Origin of the sequence: Acinetobacter sp. YH12226 (genome assembly GCF_013417805.1) — a bacterium.
Classification (GTDB): Bacteria; Pseudomonadota; Gammaproteobacteria; order Pseudomonadales; family Moraxellaceae; genus Acinetobacter.
In genome coordinates this window covers 33,842-49,913 of the sequence record NZ_VPDG01000005.1, presented here as the reverse complement: position 1 = coordinate 49,913, position 16,072 = coordinate 33,842, and the positions used below count along the sequence as shown (strand labels likewise).

At 43.0% G+C, this 16,072-nt stretch carries 14 protein-coding genes; 7 read left to right on the top strand and 7 right to left on the bottom strand.

Annotation, left to right across the window (positions count from 1 at the left end; translation table 11 throughout):
• Window positions 1-110 precede the first annotated feature (110 nt).
• Window positions 111-839: an HAD family phosphatase gene (locus FTV08_RS07340; RefSeq protein ID WP_180086983.1), complete on the top strand. Its 729-nt coding sequence runs from the start codon at window positions 111-113 to the stop codon at window positions 837-839.
• A gap of 69 nt (window positions 840-908) precedes the next feature.
• Here FTV08_RS07340 and FTV08_RS07335 read toward each other — a convergent pair whose 3' ends face one another.
• The 4 genes from FTV08_RS07335 to FTV08_RS07315 all read right to left on the bottom strand — a co-directional run bounded on the left by FTV08_RS07335 (window position 909) and on the right by FTV08_RS07315 (window position 5,686).
• Entirely contained in the window at window positions 909-1,259 is a 351-nt protein-coding gene (locus tag FTV08_RS07335) for a hypothetical protein (RefSeq protein WP_004280391.1), read from the bottom strand.
• Window positions 1,260-1,518: 259 nt separating this feature from the next.
• On the bottom strand, window positions 1,519-2,685 hold the full coding sequence (locus FTV08_RS07330) for an acyl-CoA desaturase (protein ID WP_004647028.1): 1,167 nt from the start codon (window positions 2,683-2,685) through the stop codon (window positions 1,519-1,521).
• A gap of 42 nt (window positions 2,686-2,727) precedes the next feature.
• Window positions 2,728-3,750, bottom strand: a complete 1,023-nt coding sequence (locus tag FTV08_RS16105; protein ID WP_218947188.1) for a flavin reductase family protein — start codon at window positions 3,748-3,750, stop codon at window positions 2,728-2,730.
• 298 nt (window positions 3,751-4,048) lie between these two features.
• Window positions 4,049-5,686, bottom strand: coding sequence for a long-chain-fatty-acid--CoA ligase (locus FTV08_RS07315; protein ID WP_180086982.1), 1,638 nt, complete (start codon window positions 5,684-5,686; stop codon window positions 4,049-4,051).
• 378 nt (window positions 5,687-6,064) lie between these two features.
• Between FTV08_RS07315 and FTV08_RS07310 the strand changes: the two genes are divergently transcribed.
• Window positions 6,065-7,486, top strand: coding sequence for a PLP-dependent aminotransferase family protein (locus tag FTV08_RS07310; protein WP_180086981.1), 1,422 nt, complete (start codon window positions 6,065-6,067; stop codon window positions 7,484-7,486).
• Window positions 7,487-7,533: 47 nt separating this feature from the next.
• Here FTV08_RS07310 and FTV08_RS07305 read toward each other — a convergent pair whose 3' ends face one another.
• The 3 genes from FTV08_RS07305 to FTV08_RS07295 all read right to left on the bottom strand — a co-directional run bounded on the left by FTV08_RS07305 (window position 7,534) and on the right by FTV08_RS07295 (window position 11,479).
• Complete coding sequence (locus tag FTV08_RS07305; protein ID WP_005246254.1) at window positions 7,534-8,856, bottom strand: DcaP family trimeric outer membrane transporter; 1,323 nt, start codon at window positions 8,854-8,856, stop codon at window positions 7,534-7,536.
• A 108-nt stretch (window positions 8,857-8,964) separates the two neighbouring features.
• Window positions 8,965-10,338, bottom strand: coding sequence for an MFS transporter (locus FTV08_RS07300; protein WP_180086980.1), 1,374 nt, complete (start codon window positions 10,336-10,338; stop codon window positions 8,965-8,967).
• Between the two features lie 229 nt (window positions 10,339-10,567).
• Window positions 10,568-11,479 (bottom strand): LysR family transcriptional regulator, encoded by a 912-nt coding sequence (locus FTV08_RS07295; protein ID WP_005100217.1) that lies wholly within the window; start codon window positions 11,477-11,479, stop codon window positions 10,568-10,570.
• Between the two features lie 115 nt (window positions 11,480-11,594).
• Here FTV08_RS07295 and FTV08_RS07290 point away from each other — a divergent pair, with 115 nt between their 5' ends.
• The 5 genes from FTV08_RS07290 (at window position 11,595) to benB (ending at window position 16,031) form a co-directional block, all read left to right on the top strand.
• Window positions 11,595-12,704 (top strand): muconate/chloromuconate family cycloisomerase, encoded by a 1,110-nt coding sequence (locus tag FTV08_RS07290; RefSeq protein ID WP_004647035.1) that lies wholly within the window; start codon window positions 11,595-11,597, stop codon window positions 12,702-12,704.
• A gap of 13 nt (window positions 12,705-12,717) precedes the next feature.
• On the top strand, window positions 12,718-13,008 hold the full coding sequence (gene catC, locus FTV08_RS07285; RefSeq protein ID WP_004647036.1) for a muconolactone Delta-isomerase: 291 nt from the start codon (window positions 12,718-12,720) through the stop codon (window positions 13,006-13,008).
• A 154-nt stretch (window positions 13,009-13,162) separates the two neighbouring features.
• On the top strand, window positions 13,163-14,083 hold the full coding sequence (gene catA / locus FTV08_RS07280; protein ID WP_005100210.1) for a catechol 1,2-dioxygenase: 921 nt from the start codon (window positions 13,163-13,165) through the stop codon (window positions 14,081-14,083).
• Between the two features lie 71 nt (window positions 14,084-14,154).
• Window positions 14,155-15,543, top strand: coding sequence for a benzoate 1,2-dioxygenase large subunit (gene benA, locus FTV08_RS07275; protein ID WP_174894381.1), 1,389 nt, complete (start codon window positions 14,155-14,157; stop codon window positions 15,541-15,543).
• Window positions 15,540-16,031: a benzoate 1,2-dioxygenase small subunit gene (gene benB, locus FTV08_RS07270; protein ID WP_005096959.1), complete on the top strand. Its 492-nt coding sequence runs from the start codon at window positions 15,540-15,542 to the stop codon at window positions 16,029-16,031. Before benA ends, benB begins: the two co-directional genes overlap by 4 nt.
• The last annotated feature ends 41 nt before the right edge of the window (window positions 16,032-16,072 follow it).

The following is a 16,072-nucleotide window of genomic DNA, read 5'->3' as shown; positions in this document are numbered from 1 at the left end:
ATTCCAGTGCAAAATTTACAACCAGTTTGCTCAGGTCAGTTAAACATTTAAATCGTATGCGATATACTCAGCCCCACCGAATAAATGGTAAAAATACAGAGAAATCTTATATGTTTCAGGATAAAAAGCTGGTCTGTTTTGATCTAGATGGTACGTTGATTGATTCTGTAGGCATCTGGAATCAGGTAGATGCAGCCCTGATTGATGAGCTCTCCAACAGAAAAGTCGATTTACATGAGATTCAGATTCAGCAACAGCGCGATCTTCAACTTACCGCCTTGAGACATATGTCAGATCCTTATCTGGAATATTGTGGATTTTTAAAAGAACAATACGGTTTTGAACCTGCTAAAAAAGAAGTAAAAAATCGTCGTTATAGTATTTCCCGACATTTTCTTGATTATATCGTCGAGTTAAAACCTCAGGCAGACCTCCTGATTCAGGCTTTAAAACACCAACAGATATCACTGGCTTTGACCACCACCACCAGTTTATTCAATGTACAGCGCTATCAGGATAACAATCGAAATATTAACTCTAAAATCAGCTTTGATGAGGACTTTTCCTTGATTCTCACCCGTGAAAATGTCCAGAACATTAAACCTCATCCCGAAGTTTATCTGAATGTTTTGCAAGCCTTTAACCTTCGACCTGAGGAATGTCTAATTATTGAAGACTCTCTAGTCGGTGTAGAAGCAGCAAATCATGCGGGCATCGAGGTAGTGGGAATTTATGACCAGCACTCCGCTCATGAAATAGATTTGATCAAAGCCAAAGCAAATTATTATGTCGAAAATTTTGCTGAATTATTAAGTTCATTCAATAACAACATCCACTAAAAAAGATGCCATGAAGCATCCTTGTTCATGACATCTTGAATACTATTTGTGGCTTAAAAATCTTGCTGACTATTTGGCTTTTTTATAGATTGAGCCTGAACCAACCAGATTTCCGGTTTTCTCATCGATTGCAAAATCGACCATACCTGCACCTGCGTTCAACTGAAGCATGCCATTTTCGTTCACTGCAGCGGGCATTGGATTCTTTTTCTCGGTTTTACCGGTTTCCTTATCTTTGATCGTATTGGTAATCAGATAATTTTCACCATTTTTTGAAATAACCAGAATATTTTCAAGTTTTGGATTTTCCACGGTGTTTTTCCAGTTGCCCTGATAATCTGGTGCGGGTGCTTCAGTGGTGTTACAAGCAGTTAAAAGTACTAATAATGGAATTGCTGAAAAATATTTAAGATGTTTCAAAGCTGAGACCTTAAGTGTAACGACGCGGCCATTATAGAGAGAAGCCCTTAGGGCTGAAGCAGGTTGTTGTAGGCAAAGCGTTTCAGCAGTACTGGATCTGTTTTGCTTTCGTCATTTTTTGAAATCTGTATCCATATTTTATTCATAAACAGGATTATTCTAATGATATTAAATCTGATAAAACTTAAAAAAAATTCCTCAATAGACCATCCAAATCTATTGAGGAGTACCAAAATGGTGAATAAGTAAAGCTTAAAAATTATGACAATAGTTTCGCTTTAAAGTAGTTGAATACAGATTTGGCAGCATGGGTTTTTTCAACCACCTGCTCAGTCCAGTGATTCGGTAGAGAACATTTAGCCAGACCTACCCACACTGTAGAAAACTGTTTCATGAAGCTGGCTTCGTTATAGTGAATACCATATTCTGCACAGAGCGCTTTGATTTTTGGCGCAACCTGCGCATAGCGATTGGCGGGCATGTCCGGGAATAGATGATGCTCAATCTGATGACTCAAATTACCACTCAAGATATGTAGCCAAGTTGTTCCACTAAAATTGCTCGAACCACGAATCTGGCGTAAATACCACTCGGCACGGGTTTCATTGTCGGTATTGTCCATCTCAAAGGTTTCAGCATCTTCAGTGAAATGACCGTTAAAAATGACGGCAGAAGCCCATAGACTGCGAATCACATTAGCCACCGCATTTCCGGTAAATACCGGAATGGCATTTGGCCCTGCAATAATCGGGAAAAACACATAATCTTTTAACACCTGACGACGCATCTTCTGGCGCAAAGGTGCTGCTTCTTCCCAGACTTCTTTCCAGGTTTTGGTTTTATAGGCAATCACATCTTCCAGATGCAAACGTTGCAGGCCAACATACCATTCGAAAAACACCATTAACTGAATGCCCAATGGAATATTGAACAGAAAACGTGGTTCCCATTTTTGTGATTCACTAACTCGAATCAGCCCATAACCGACATCATGATCCATTCCGACAATATTGGTATAAGTATGGTGAATATAGTTGTGCGTGTATTTCCAGTCATCGCCGGTTGAAATCGTATCCCAATCATAGGTCGCACCGTTCAGACTCGGATCATTCATCCAGTCGAACTGGCCATGCATGACATTGTGGCCGAGTTCCATATTTTCCACGATTTTGGAAAGACCGAGCAGACCTGTCCCTGCCAGCCATACCGGTGGCAACCAGCCGGCAAACATCAGCATGCCACGTGAGGCAATTTCGCTATAGCGGACAAAGTTTCGAATTTTATAAATATATTCGGCGTCTTTTTCCCCCAGATCATCCATGACCTCGCGGCGGATTGCATCGACCTTGGCACCGAATTCCTCAATCTGTTCAGGGCTAAGAAATTGGCTTTTGCTATGTCTTTTAAAATCAATTTGCATATTCATGGGAGCACCTTCTTATAGTTTAATTAATGGCTTATCAATGGTTTATAAATTAATCACCACAGGACTCACTGCCTGAGAAATGCACAGTTTGATCTGGGTATTATTGCCATGATCAATTTCACCGGTCAGGACATTCCGTACCGAACCACTGACCTTGGTACAGGAACAGGTGTTGCAGATGCCCATCCGGCAGCCATGCGCTGGTCGCAAACCAGATTTTTCAGCACTTTCCAGTAAATTGGACTGCGCTTGAAACTCTCGCTGCGATCTTAAAAACTGTACCGGCTGTGCTTTAATTTTTTCATCGACCACAATCTGGAAATATTCCGAATGAAAATTGGATTTCAATTCCAGTTTATCAACGATTTTCAGTGCAGCTTTCATCATCCCGGCGGAGCCACAAGCATAAATTTTTCGTTCTGCAAAGTCTGGCACCAGCTTTTGCAATAAGCTCTGCGTCAGATGCTGCTGGTGTTCCACAGTATTGAAATGGTGATATTTCAAGTTTGGATGCATGAGAACCAAGGTTTTCAGTTCAGCATGAAAGGCATCATCTCGAGTGAAATAGATCAGGTCGATCTGTTCCAGAGACTGGATCACTGCTTTTTGCAGCAAGGAATAAATGGCCGTAATCCCACTGCCTGAAGCCAGGAATAAAATCGGCTGCATGGATTTTTGCAATGTGAACTCGCCTTGCGGCTGTGATATTTCGATCACGGCACCAATTTGCATCAGGCTTAAGGCACGTGAAACTTTGCCCTGCTGTTTAACCGCAATGATCAGATCACCATTTTTCAATACCCTCACCACAGAATAATGTCGCTGATGACGTACGCCATCAAGTCTGATGGTCACTGCAATATTTTGGCCGGCCTGAAATGACTTGGCTTTAAAATTATGATTTGGACGTAAGTGAATCTTGAAAAAGTCAGGGCTGATGGCTTGAATGCCCATAACGGCAGCCTTAACTTTTTTGATTGCCCAGGTTGGATGGATTTTTTCACCAATAAAATCAATGAAATCTTGCCGGATCCAATGCGGCTGATAGGTTGGCATGCTTGTCATTTTTATCCCCTTATCCGCAGACAGCTTCATTAATGTACAACTGTCTAATTATTATATTGCTCAGGATAAAGAATTTTCACATTCAGACCATGTCAATACAGGTCAAATTATGTGCCTAAGCCATATAATATGACTTTTTGTCGGACAATATCATCTAAAAGTAGCGATCAAGACTATATGGATTGAGAAAAAGCATTTTTAAACAGACAACGCTGCTTAGCCTGTACATAAAAAAACTGACCTCTATTCGAGATCAGTTTTTTGACTTCATGTAGGGATTTTCAGATTAAATGACGCTTTAACCTGCTGCCTGCTCCAAAAGAATAGTCCCATATAATTCACGCAGATCCTTTTTCAGCATTTTACCAGTACCACTGAGTGGGATCGTATCAACAAATACGACTCGGTCTGGAATCTGCCATTTGGCTACCTTGTCCGCATAATATTCCAGCAGATCAGTTTCACTTAGCTGGCTATCCGGTTTTTTAATGGCAATCAATACCGGGCGCTCATCCCATTTAGGATGCTGGGCGGCAATTACGGCAGCCATCGCAATTTCCGGATGTCCCATGGCAATATTTTCCAGCTCCACCGATGAAATCCATTCTCCGCCAGACTTGATTAGATCTTTAGAACGATCACTGAGTTTCATAAAACCATCCTGATCCAGCGTAGCAATATCGCCAGTATCAAACCAGCCATCTGCAGTCAAAGCTGACTCTTCCTTGCCGAAATAATGGCTGATGACCCAATGCCCTTTGACCTGTAAATTTCCTGTGGTCTGTCCATCACGTTCAATTTCATGCGTCCCTTTTTCTGCATCAGTCAAACGTAGGTCAACCCCGAATGGCGGACGGCCTTGGGAAAGACGAATCTGTAATTTTTCTTCATCAGACAAATGCAAATGTTTGGTCTTAAGTTGATTCGCTGTACCTAATGGACTGATTTCCGTCATGCCCCAGGCATGGATCGTTTCACAATTAAACTGTTCTTTGAACGCTCTTAGCATGGCAGGTGGGCATGCCGATCCGCCCACTACATTACGTTTTAGGCTTTCCAGTTTGGAGCCTGACTGGTTTGCGGCGGCAATCAAACCTTGCCAGATGGTCGGTACGCCAAGTGCTACCGAAACCTGATAAGTATCAATCAGGTTGACCAGACTGGCGCCATCCAGACCCGGTCCAGGAAGAACCAAGGTGCATCCGACCATTGCAGCCGCATACGGCGTGCCCCACGCATTTACATGGAACATAGGCACCACAGGCAACATAATATCGGCAGCTGAGACATTTAAGGAGTCAGGTAAAATGATGGCATAGCTATGTAATACCGTAGAGCGATGGCTAAACAGCACACCTTTGGGATTGCCCGTGGTTCCCGAGGTATAACACAGAGAGCTTGCTGAGTTTTCATCAATTATTGGCCACTCAAAATCTGCATTTTGGCCGGCAATCAGATCATCATAAAACTGAACTTCTGGAATCGCTTCTCTAACTGCCGGATCAGCCGCATCCAGACAGATAAAATGCTCGACCGAGGTCAACAGCGCTTTCACGGCTTTAATTAAAGGGACAAATGTTTTATCAAACAGCACCACGCGATCCGCAGCATCATTGATAATAAAAATGAGCTGTTCCGGAAATAAGCGCGGGTTAATCGTATGACAGACCAGGCCGCTGCCAGAAATGGCATACCAGGACTCTAAATGGCGATGATTATTCCAGGCAATAGTCGCGACTCGATCTCCCTGCGCCAGGCCGAGTTGTTGTAATGCATTGGCAAAACGTTTCGAGTTTTGGTGAATTTCTCCCCAATTGGTCACTGTAATAGTGGTATCGGTATTTTTGGAAATTACCTCGGTATCGGCATGATAGCGTCCTGCATGTTCAATCATGCTGCTGATCAGTAAAGGCTGAAACATCATATTTCCGAGCATTTTCCACTCCTTTGTGCTTGTTATTGGTCCGTATTTGCGTATCGTTTTTATAGTTACATGATGGCTCGGTCTGAAACCGTAACTTACTTTTTATCATCATGTGGATTGAATTTAGCAAGGAAATCTAACTTTGTAAGTATCGAATTGTGACAAATTAAGCCAAGTGACTGAGGCGTATAAAAATGGGAATATGATTTATGTAGAGATAAAATTTCCACAGAAAATTTGAGACCTGATTTTCACTTTAATTGTCTTGCATCAAGACTCAAGCTTAAAAATAGAATGTCAATAATCCTATTCCTCCCTTTTGTTATATTAAGCATCCTAAAATATGCTATAAATCAAAATAATTAGAACAGTTTTAGTTCAAGAAAGTATATGTATAAGTCTGAAAAACTGGCACAAAATATTCGTCAGATGATTGAAAATGGCGTATGGAAGGCACATGAAAAATTACCTTCACTTCGCGAACAGACCCAATTATCTGGTTATAGCCTGATGACGGTACTCAATGCTTATCAGGAACTTGAAGCACAAGGGCTGGTCTATGCCAAAGACAAATCAGGCTATTACGTTGCAGAACACACTCAAGCGCTGCTCAATAACAAACAGTCCGTCCAGATTGGTTTAAATCCTAAAATTCAAATCAATTCGGTGGTATTTAATTATTTAAAATCGACTCAGTCAGCAGAGATTGTGCCTTTTGGTTCTGCCTTTCCCAATGCAGAGCTGTTATATAACGCTAAATTTATGCAGATTCTGGCGCAGCAGGCCAAAAGAAAAAGCAGTTATAACAATCAGAACCATATGCCGCCCGGCAATCAGAACTTGCGGCAACTGATTGCTAACCGTTATCAATTACAAGGAGTTACCTGCAATCAAGATGACATTGTCATTACATCCGGTGCACTAGAAGCATTGAATCTGTCTTTACAGGCCTTAACCCAACCCGGTGATTTTATTCTGCTACAGCAAACCATATTTTATGGTGCCTGGCAGGCAGCCGAGCGTCTGGGATTACAGGTGATTTCGATTCCGGAACATCCACAGTTTGGCTTTGATCTGGAATCATTTGAACAGGCTTTAAAACAGTATCCGATCAAGGTGTGCTGGCTGATGCTGAATGCCCATAATCCGATTGGCTTTACCGTCAGTTCTGAAATCAAACAAAGAATTGCGGAACTCTTGTATGAATATCAGGTGTATTTAATCGAAGATGATGTTTATCAGGAATTAAATTATGGTTCATCCAAACCGCTACCCGTTAAATATTTTGATCGGCATCAGATGGTTTTGCACTGCGCCTCATTTTCGAAAACGCTGGGGATGGGTGCACGCGTCGGTTGGGTGTATGCCGGCCCATTTTCCGATGCCATTCAGCACTTACAGCTCATGAGCACTTTAACAGTCAGTCCCTTACTTCAAAATGCGCTGGTCGAATTTATTTCACATCATCATTATGAAAAACATTTGCGGTATTTAAGGCAGCATCTGGAAAAATATAAAAAGAAATTTTATCAGGAACTCAAAGCACGTTTGGGAAGCATCTGTGAAATTTATTATTATTCCAGTGGTTATTTTCTCTGGATTGAATTACCTAAAGAAGTTGATGCCCAGCAGCTCTATGAACAATTGCTTCAACAACATATTTCAGTTGCCCCTGCACTGCTGTTTAAGCCTGAGCCTACCAGCCAACATTATATTCGGCTGAATTGTTCGTTTGAATGGACAGCCAATATTGAAAATGCAGTCAATCTGCTGACAGAAACCATTCTTCAAAATAGCAAAAGCGCGGATTAATTCATCCACGCTTCTGTTACAGATCAGACTTTCTTATGAAAGGAGTCTTAGAAGTTGTAAATAGCAACCGCATTAATACGGTTATCTTCACCTGTAGTGCTGCCATTTGGTGTAGCAGCAGCCAAAGCTTCACGTTCACCATAGACATATTCGAGACCGAAACTTAAAGGCTTGGTTGGACTATAGAACACGTTAGCCCAAGCTTGCCATAAGTCTTTATTGGCTTTGGTCTTGTCAGTGACTGCATTGATATAAGCCTGATCTTCATCAAAATTCATATAGCCATAACCCAAGGTACCGCGCAATTTGTCATTAAACTGCTGAGTCAGGCCAACTGAAATTGAATCAAATTCGCTTTGTAATAAATCGCCATTTGCAGCGGTAATCACACCCGTATTTGCATAAGACACAAAGCTGCTATCGCCTTTAACATGGTAATAGTCAGCTTTGAGCGTTGTACCCGGTACAATATCATACTTGGCACCTAAACCTACACCCCATGCCATTTTTTCATCTTCATTGACACGCTTTTCATTCCCCATCGCACGGGCACTGACTGTAAGATTATCAGCAAATTTATGATTTAAACGTGCTGTTAAAGCAGGTAGACGTTGTTTAATACCAGTAATGGTTGCATCTTTAGGATCTTCTACTGCAAATACCAGATTGGTTTCAGGACTGATTGTGCTGGTATAACGAACTTGTGGTGTCCGTTTAATTGAACCGCCAGCGTAAACCAATGCATCTACAGTTTCTGGAATATAATCTGGCACCGCAAAGTTCGACCAAGTTTGACCGATCAACCAGTTGGCATAGCTGATATAAGCATGACGGATACGCAAGTTATCAAAGCTCGCGCCCCCCAGAAAATCCACTTCAACTTTACCGCTTAAAGCTTTATCTCCAGCACCGACTGGTGCTTTAAAATCCATGCCTAAACGGGTTGCAGCCAGAGTAGATTTAAATTCATCACTACGCTCACCGACACCTTCTAAAGGTACAGCATTAATCTGGTTATACATACGTGCTGCTGAACCACCTTCAGCCTGATAAGAGGCATCGGCACGAATATTGCCATAAAGATTAAATTCGGCACCACTGGCAATTTTCATGACGGGTTTGCTTGCTGGAGCAGGTGTTGCTGCAACATGTGCAGTGACCACAGCCGTTTGTCTTTGCTGTTGCTCAACCAGTGCGCGTAGAGCCTGAACTTCCTGGCGCAGTTGTTCAATTTCCTGCTGATTCGACTGAGCTGAGGTTTGTGCTTGAGTCGACAAGCTGATGCCCCCTAAACTCATTGCCATCATGCTCATCAGAACTGTGCGTTTGAATGTGATTGTTGGTTGATTAAATAATTGTGTCGTGTTCATCCTAAACTCGCTTTTTATTATGCGTTTCGATTCTAGCAACAGATCACCACCCGTTACGATGGCGATCTATATCATTGGGAATATTATCTTTATTGATTGAAATCTAACTTAATGTGTCGCTTCTTTTGCCAATGGATTCGGCTTCACATCAGGTGTTGCAAGGGCTTGGCCATCTACGGAAGTTTTTAAGTTCACCAGGAAAATTGCCAGCGCAGCGATTACGCCAGGAATCGCAATTGCAAAGAAGTTCATTTGATGCGGTAAATTCATGGTTAATAAAGCACCAGTGAGGACCGGCCCAACAATTGCACCAATACGTCCAATACCTGATGCCCAGCCCATACCGGTAGAACGTACCGTCGATGGATAATACTGCGCCACGAAGGTATAGAGCAGAATTTGTGAGCCAATCGTTGCAGCGCCTGCCACAGCAATCAAGGTATACAACACGAATTGTGGACTGTTAAAACCAAGTAGAATTAATGCAATGGCACCACATAAGAACATAATGGTCAGGACTTTTTTGATATGGAATTTATCTGCGAGATATCCACCACCAATGGCACCTACCATTCCACCAATATTCAGTGCGAACAGGAAGATCATACTTGCACCCAGCGAGTAACCTGCCTGAATCATCAGTTTTGGCAACCAGCTACCCAAGGCGTAGACCATCAACAGGCACATAAAGAATGCCAGCCAGAACATAAAGGTACTGAAACTACGGCCTTGTTGAAAGAGTGCTTTTAATGGTGCCTCATCCCCTTTTTGTACTTCATTCAGTACAAACTGGGTATCACTGTTGATGACCTGTGTCGGAGAAATTTTCTGAATAATAGTGTGTGCTTGAGCCGTCTGTTGCTTGTTGGTCAGGTACATCAGGGATTCTGGCAGATATTTCCATAGAATCGGCAAGATGAGCAATGGAACGCCTGCAAGCAGGAACATGATTTTCCAACCAAATTGTGGCACCAACCATGCACCGAGTAGCGCAGAAGTCATCCCGCCAATGGCATAACCACTAAACATCAGGGCAACCAGCGTACTGCGGATACGTTTAGGCGCATATTCGGTCATCAAGGCCACGACGTTAGGCATGACACCGCCAATTCCAAGGCCAGCCAGAAAACGTAAAATTCCGAATTCAACTGGTGATGTGGCAAAGGCACCGATAAAGGTAAATCCACTAAAAATCGCCACACAGATCATGATGGTTTTTTTACGGCCAAGTTTATCGGATAAAGTACCGAAACTCATGGCACCAAACATCATCCCAAATAAGGCTGTACTGGCCAGCATTCCAGCTTGCACTGCACTTAACGACCATTCTTGCATCAGCAGCGGCAATGCCACCCCATAGATGACCAGGTCATAACCGTCAAAGATAATAATCAGCAAACACCAGATCAAAACGCCCCAATGAAAGGGTGTGAATTTCGCTTCATCAATCAGCGTATTTATATTCACTTTATTTGTAGACATCTTCACCTCCTAATTGTGAAGTTCAATTTATGAGATTCACAATGCAGAAGATGTCCATAAATGTCCAAAACTGAATAGGCATACTTCTATACCTATAAAGTCTGCCTTCAAGAAAAGGCTTTATTTACTATGCCTTAATGATATTCATCCAAATAAAACGACTTTAATTCAGTCATTAAATAATAATTTCACCTATTTTATATAGTATCTAAAAAGTTTTTAATCTTGTTTAAAACACCGCACGATCATATTTAATCGCTTCAAGATCATAGACCTGATAGACCGCATCAAACAGATAACGAATATATTCACTTTCATCCATGTTACGAATCGCCATAAAGACCGGACTGACCGCAAATTCATCTAATAAAGGGATAAAGTTTAAATGTGCCAGACGAATATTCTGGGCACTTTCCGGCACGATACAAACACCCTCTCCAGCAGCCACAAAACCCAGCGCCAGTTGCAATTCACTGACTGCACGGATATTTTTCGGCTCTAGTCCATACTCGGAAAATATACCGCGCACCTGGGTCGAAAAATTTGCCTTACCATTATTCGGGTATAAAAAGAGTGGCTGATCCACCAGTTCAGCTAGGTTCACGCCATCTCGTTGCGAGAGAAAATGGCTGGAATGCGCAGCGACCATGAGTCTTTCTTCACGCAGCAACACCCGTTTCACTGCTGGATCTGAAATTCTCAAGCGTCCAAAACCGACATCAATCCGCCCTTCCTTAAGTGCCTGAATCTGCTCTGAAGTATTCATTTCAACCATCTCAATTTTGAGCTGGGGATGTTGCTGCTTAAATAAAAACACAATACGCGATAGCAAACCGAACAATAACGAGCCAACAAAACCAATACTAATGGTGCGATCCGCGATACCAATCCGTTTGGTCATCGATTTTATTTCTTCCGCATTAGACAAAAGTTTAACCGCATGCTGGTAGAAGAATTGACCTGCTTCTGTGGTCTTAAGCGGTCGGCTACCTCTTTCAAAGAGCTGAATATCCAGTTCCTGTTCCAGATTTTGTATTTGTCTGCTTAAAGGTGGTTGAGCAATAAACAGTTTTTCTGCCGCCTTGGTAAAACTTTGTTCTTCGACGACTGCGACAAAGTAACGCAAATGCCTGAGTTCCATATTCCTGCATACCTTTAAAGTATAAAAAAATGCTAAATCGATCTTAGACCAATCAAAATTATTCTTTTAAGGTATATCAAGTCAAAACATTAAAGCAAGAATGTGAAGCGTAATTATGTATAAGTCAGTTGAAACCTTGCTGGTAGAAATTCCAACCATTCGCCCTCACAAGATGGCAGTGGCGACGATGCAAACCCAGACCCTGGTATTGGTCAAAATCACCACTGAAGATGGTTACATCGGTTGGGGTGAAGCAACAACGATCGGTGGCTTAGGTTATGGTGATGAAAGCCCGGAAAGCGTAAAAGTTAATATTGAAACTTATTTTGCGCCTCTTTTAAAAACATTATCCGGTTTAAATGTTGCACAGACATTACAAGCAATCAAAAAGAATATTAATGGTAACCGTTTTGCCAAATGTGCGATTCAGACTGCACTTTTAGACATTCAGGCACAACGTTTAGGTTTGCCATTAAGCGAAGTCCTCGGTGGTCGCTTACGTGACAGTATTCCAGTTCTTTGGGTATTGGCTTCTGGCAATACCGAAAAAGATATTGCGGAAGCAGAGAAAATGGTTGCGGCAAAACGTCACAACATTTTCAAACTCAAAATCGGTTCGCGTCCGGTAGAAGAAGATGTTGAACATGTGCTGGCAATTAAGAAGGCCTTAGGCAAAGACGTTTCAATCCGTGTGGATGTGAACCGTGCCTGGTCAGAACTGGAAGCGATTAAAGGCATTCAGTTATTGCAAGATGGCGGCGTTGATCTGATTGAACAGCCATGTGCAATTGATAACCTGGATGCCATGCGCCGTCTGACCCGACGTTTTGATGTTGCCATCATGGCAGACGAATCGTTAATGGGCCCGCACTCAGCGTATGAGATTGCCAAACAAAACGGTTCATCTGTTTTTGCAGTCAAAGTTGCCCAGTCGGGTGGCCTGATTGAAGGTTGTGAAGTAGGCAAGATTGCCAAACTTGCAGGTATTGACCTGTATGGCGGCACCATGCTGGAAGGCCCTGTGGGCACGATTGCTTCGGCACATGTGTTCTCTACTTTTGAAAGTCTGGCGTTCGGTACCGAGCTGTTTGGTCCTCTACTGCTGACTGAAGATATTTTGAAAACCCCGCTCAACTATCAAAACTTTGAACTTGAGATTCCGAAAGGGCCAGGTCTGGGGATTGAGTTGGATGAAAACAAGATTGACAACTTGCGTCGTCAGTAATTAGGAGAAACCCATGCTTTTTCACGTACGTATGGATGTAAACATTCCACGTGATCTGCCAGTTGAACAGGCAAACGAAATTAAGGCTGTTGAAAAGGCTTATTCACAGGAATTGCAGCGTCAAGGCAAATGGCGTCATATCTGGCGCATCACGGGCCAGTACTCAAACATCAGTATTTTTGATGTTGAAAGCAATGAAGAGTTGCACAACCTGTTACAAGGCTTGCCTCTCTATCCTTATATGAACATTGAAGTAATGGCATTAAACCGTCACCCATCTTCAGTTCGAGATGACGACAGTTGATTGAATGAGCGGATTGGGAGTCACCGGATTCCTCTTCCAAATCGAAAACAGAGGGTACCTCAACAAGGATTGTGGCCAGCCAGATTTAGCCAGCCAATGAAAGCTAAAAAAGTGCGCCACTAAAAGATGAAAGACATACTTTAGGAGCAATAGTATGAATCGCCAAGAAATTGATGCATTAGTTAAGCAAATGAACGTTGATACAGCGACAGGTCCTGTAGATGAACGTGTACAACAAGTTGTTGTGCGTTTATTGGGTGACCTTTTCCAAGCGATCGAAGATCTTGATATTTCCCAGTCAGAACTGTGGAAAGGGCTGGAATACTTTACTGATGCCGGCCAAGCGAACGAATTAGGTTTATTGGCTGCAGGTTTGGGTCTGGAGCACTACCTAGACTTACGTGCTGATGAAGCGGATGCTAAAGCAGGCATTACTGGCGGTACGCCACGTACGATTGAAGGTCCACTTTATGTCGCTGGCGCACCTGAAACTGTAAGCTTTGCACGTATGGATGATGGTTCTGAAGAAGGCAAAATCCCGACGCTGATCATTGAAGGTACAGTGACGGATACTGACGGCAACCGTGTTGAAGGTGCCAAAGTTGAAATCTGGCATGCAAACAGCCTGGGCAACTACTCATTCTTTGACAAGTCACAGTCTGACTTTAACTTGCGTCGCAGCATCATTACCGCTGCCGATGGTCAATATACTGCATTGACGACAATGCCAGTAGGTTATGGCTGCCCTCCAGAAGGTACAACTCAGTTTGTACTGGACAAGTTAGGCCGTCATGGTAACCGTCCATCGCACGTACATTACTTCGTATCTGCACCGGGTTACCGCAAGCTGACTACTCAATTCAATATTGAAGGCGACCAATACCTGTGGGATGACTTTGCATTCGCTACTCGTGAAGGCTTGGTTGCAACTGCGGTTGACGTGACTGATGAAGCTGAAATTGCAAAACGTGGTCTAAACGGTCCTTTCAAACACATTCAATTTGATATTGAACTCGTGAAAGAGAAACAAGACGCACCTTCTACTGAAGTTGATCGTCGCCGCGCTAGCGCTTAATACATTAAGAAGCGGGATATGCCTTGAGATATATCCCGCTGACTTCCCCCTTGGAAAGTCGGAGAAAGGACATGCCTCGTATTCCCGTAATTAACACCAGCCATTTAGACCGCATTGACGAACTACTGGTGGATGACTATGAATCTGGTGAATTTAAACTACACCGTTCAGTATTTACAGACCAGGCCCTGTTTGACCTTGAGATGAAATACATCTTTGAAGGCAATTGGGTTTATCTGGCACATGAAAGCCAGATTCCAAACAATAACGACTTCTATACTACTTATATTGGTCGTCAGCCGATCATCATTGCACGTAACCGTCAAGGTGAACTGAATGCCATGATCAATGCCTGTTCGCATCGCGGTGCTCAATTGTGTCGTAACAAGAAAGGCAATAAAGCAACTTATACTTGCCCATTCCATGGCTGGACGTTCAATAACTCCGGCAAGTTATTAAAAGTTAAAGATCCGGCTGAAGCGGGTTATTCAGACTGCTTTAACAAAGACGGTTCACATGACCTGAAAAAGGTTGCGCGTTTTGAAAGCTATAAAGGTTTCCTGTTCGGCAGCTTGAATCCGGATGTCCCTGCTCTGGAAGAATACCTGGGTGAAGCGACCAAAATCATTGACATGATCGTGGATCAGTCTGAACAAGGTCTGGAAGTTTTACGTGGTTCTTCGACTTATACCTATGAAGGTAACTGGAAGTTGACTGCTGAAAACGGTGCTGATGGTTATCACGTGTCTGCTGTACATTGGAACTATGCTGCAACCACTCAGCAACGTAAAGAAAAACAGGCGGGTGACAACATCCGTGCCATGAGCGCAGGCGCATGGGGCAAACAAGGCGGTGGTTCTTACGGCTTTGAACACGGTCATATGCTGCTTTGGACGCAATGGGCTAACCCGGAAGACCGTCCTAACTTTGCCAAGAAAGATGAATACACTGCGCAATATGGCGAAGCCATGGCGAAGTGGATGATCGAACGTTCACGTAACCTGTGTATCTATCCAAACGTTTACTTCATGGATCAGTTCGGTTCACAAATCCGTGTCCTGCGCCCGATTTCTGTCGATAAAACTGAAGTGACGATCTACTGTATCGCACCTGTAGGCGAAGAGCCTGAAGCGCGTACCCGTCGTATCCGTCAGTATGAAGATTTCTTTAACGCTTCAGGTATGGCAACCCCAGACGATCTTGAAGAATTCCGTGCCTGTCAGGCAGGTTATGCCGGTATCGCGCTGGAATGGAACGACATGTGCCGTGGTTCTAAACACTGGATTCAAGGTCCGGATGATGCTGCCAATGAAATCGGTTTAAAACCAAAACTGTCTGGTATTAAAACTGAAGATGAAGGTTTATACCTGTCTCAGCACCAGTACTGGTTAGAATTGATCAAAAAAGGTATTGCGACTGAGAAAGAAATTGCAGCATCCACTGAAGGAGAAAACGCATGAGCGACATCACTTTAGAAAATATTGCTCAGTTCCTGTATCAAGAAGCACGCTTTTTAGACGATGAGCAATGGGATGACTGGTTAACCTGTTATGCCCCGACTGCTTCTTTCTGGATGCCAGCTTGGGATGACGACGACAAGCTGACCACAGATCCACAGTCTGAAATCTCGTTGATTTATTACCCGGACCGTCAAGGTTTAGAAGACCGTGTGTTCCGGATCAAGACTGAACGTTCCTCTGCAACCATGCCGGACACACGGACCTGCCATAACCTCAGCAATATTGAAATTGTTGAACGTGATGGCGACAAAGTGACTGTACGTTTTAACTGGAATACTTTGAGCTTCCGTTACAAAACAAGTTACAGCTACTTCGGTATGTCTCGTTATGAAATTGATTTCTCAGGCGATAAACCGCAGATTTTAAGCAAATATGTGGTACTGAAAAACGATTACATCAACCAGGTTATCGACATTTATCACCTCTAAGACTGTTTATACAGCCAGGTTATGCCTTTCGGTCAGATGGA

Bases quoted from the DNA above. Each gene is read 5' to 3' on its own strand.
- FTV08_RS07340 (WP_180086983.1), top strand. From the start codon at position 111: ATGTTTCAGGATAAAAAGCTGGTCTGTTTTGATCTAGATGGTACGTTG.
- FTV08_RS07330 (WP_004647028.1), bottom strand. From the start codon at position 2,685: ATGAATATGCAAATTGATTTTAAAAGACATAGCAAAAGCCAATTTCTT.
- FTV08_RS16105 (WP_218947188.1), bottom strand. From the start codon at position 3,750: ATGACAAGCATGCCAACCTATCAGCCGCATTGGATCCGGCAAGATTTC.
- FTV08_RS07315 (WP_180086982.1), bottom strand. From the start codon at position 5,686: ATGCTCGGAAATATGATGTTTCAGCCTTTACTGATCAGCAGCATGATT.
- FTV08_RS07310 (WP_180086981.1), top strand. From the start codon at position 6,065: ATGTATAAGTCTGAAAAACTGGCACAAAATATTCGTCAGATGATTGAA.
- FTV08_RS07305 (WP_005246254.1), bottom strand. From the start codon at position 8,856: ATGAACACGACACAATTATTTAATCAACCAACAATCACATTCAAACGC.
- FTV08_RS07300 (WP_180086980.1), bottom strand. From the start codon at position 10,338: ATGTCTACAAATAAAGTGAATATAAATACGCTGATTGATGAAGCGAAA.
- FTV08_RS07295 (WP_005100217.1), bottom strand. From the start codon at position 11,479: ATGGAACTCAGGCATTTGCGTTACTTTGTCGCAGTCGTCGAAGAACAA.
- FTV08_RS07290 (WP_004647035.1), top strand. From the start codon at position 11,595: ATGTATAAGTCAGTTGAAACCTTGCTGGTAGAAATTCCAACCATTCGC.
- catC (WP_004647036.1), top strand. From the start codon at position 12,718: ATGCTTTTTCACGTACGTATGGATGTAAACATTCCACGTGATCTGCCA.
- catA (WP_005100210.1), top strand. From the start codon at position 13,163: ATGAATCGCCAAGAAATTGATGCATTAGTTAAGCAAATGAACGTTGAT.
- benA (WP_174894381.1), top strand. From the start codon at position 14,155: ATGCCTCGTATTCCCGTAATTAACACCAGCCATTTAGACCGCATTGAC.
- benB (WP_005096959.1), top strand. From the start codon at position 15,540: ATGAGCGACATCACTTTAGAAAATATTGCTCAGTTCCTGTATCAAGAA.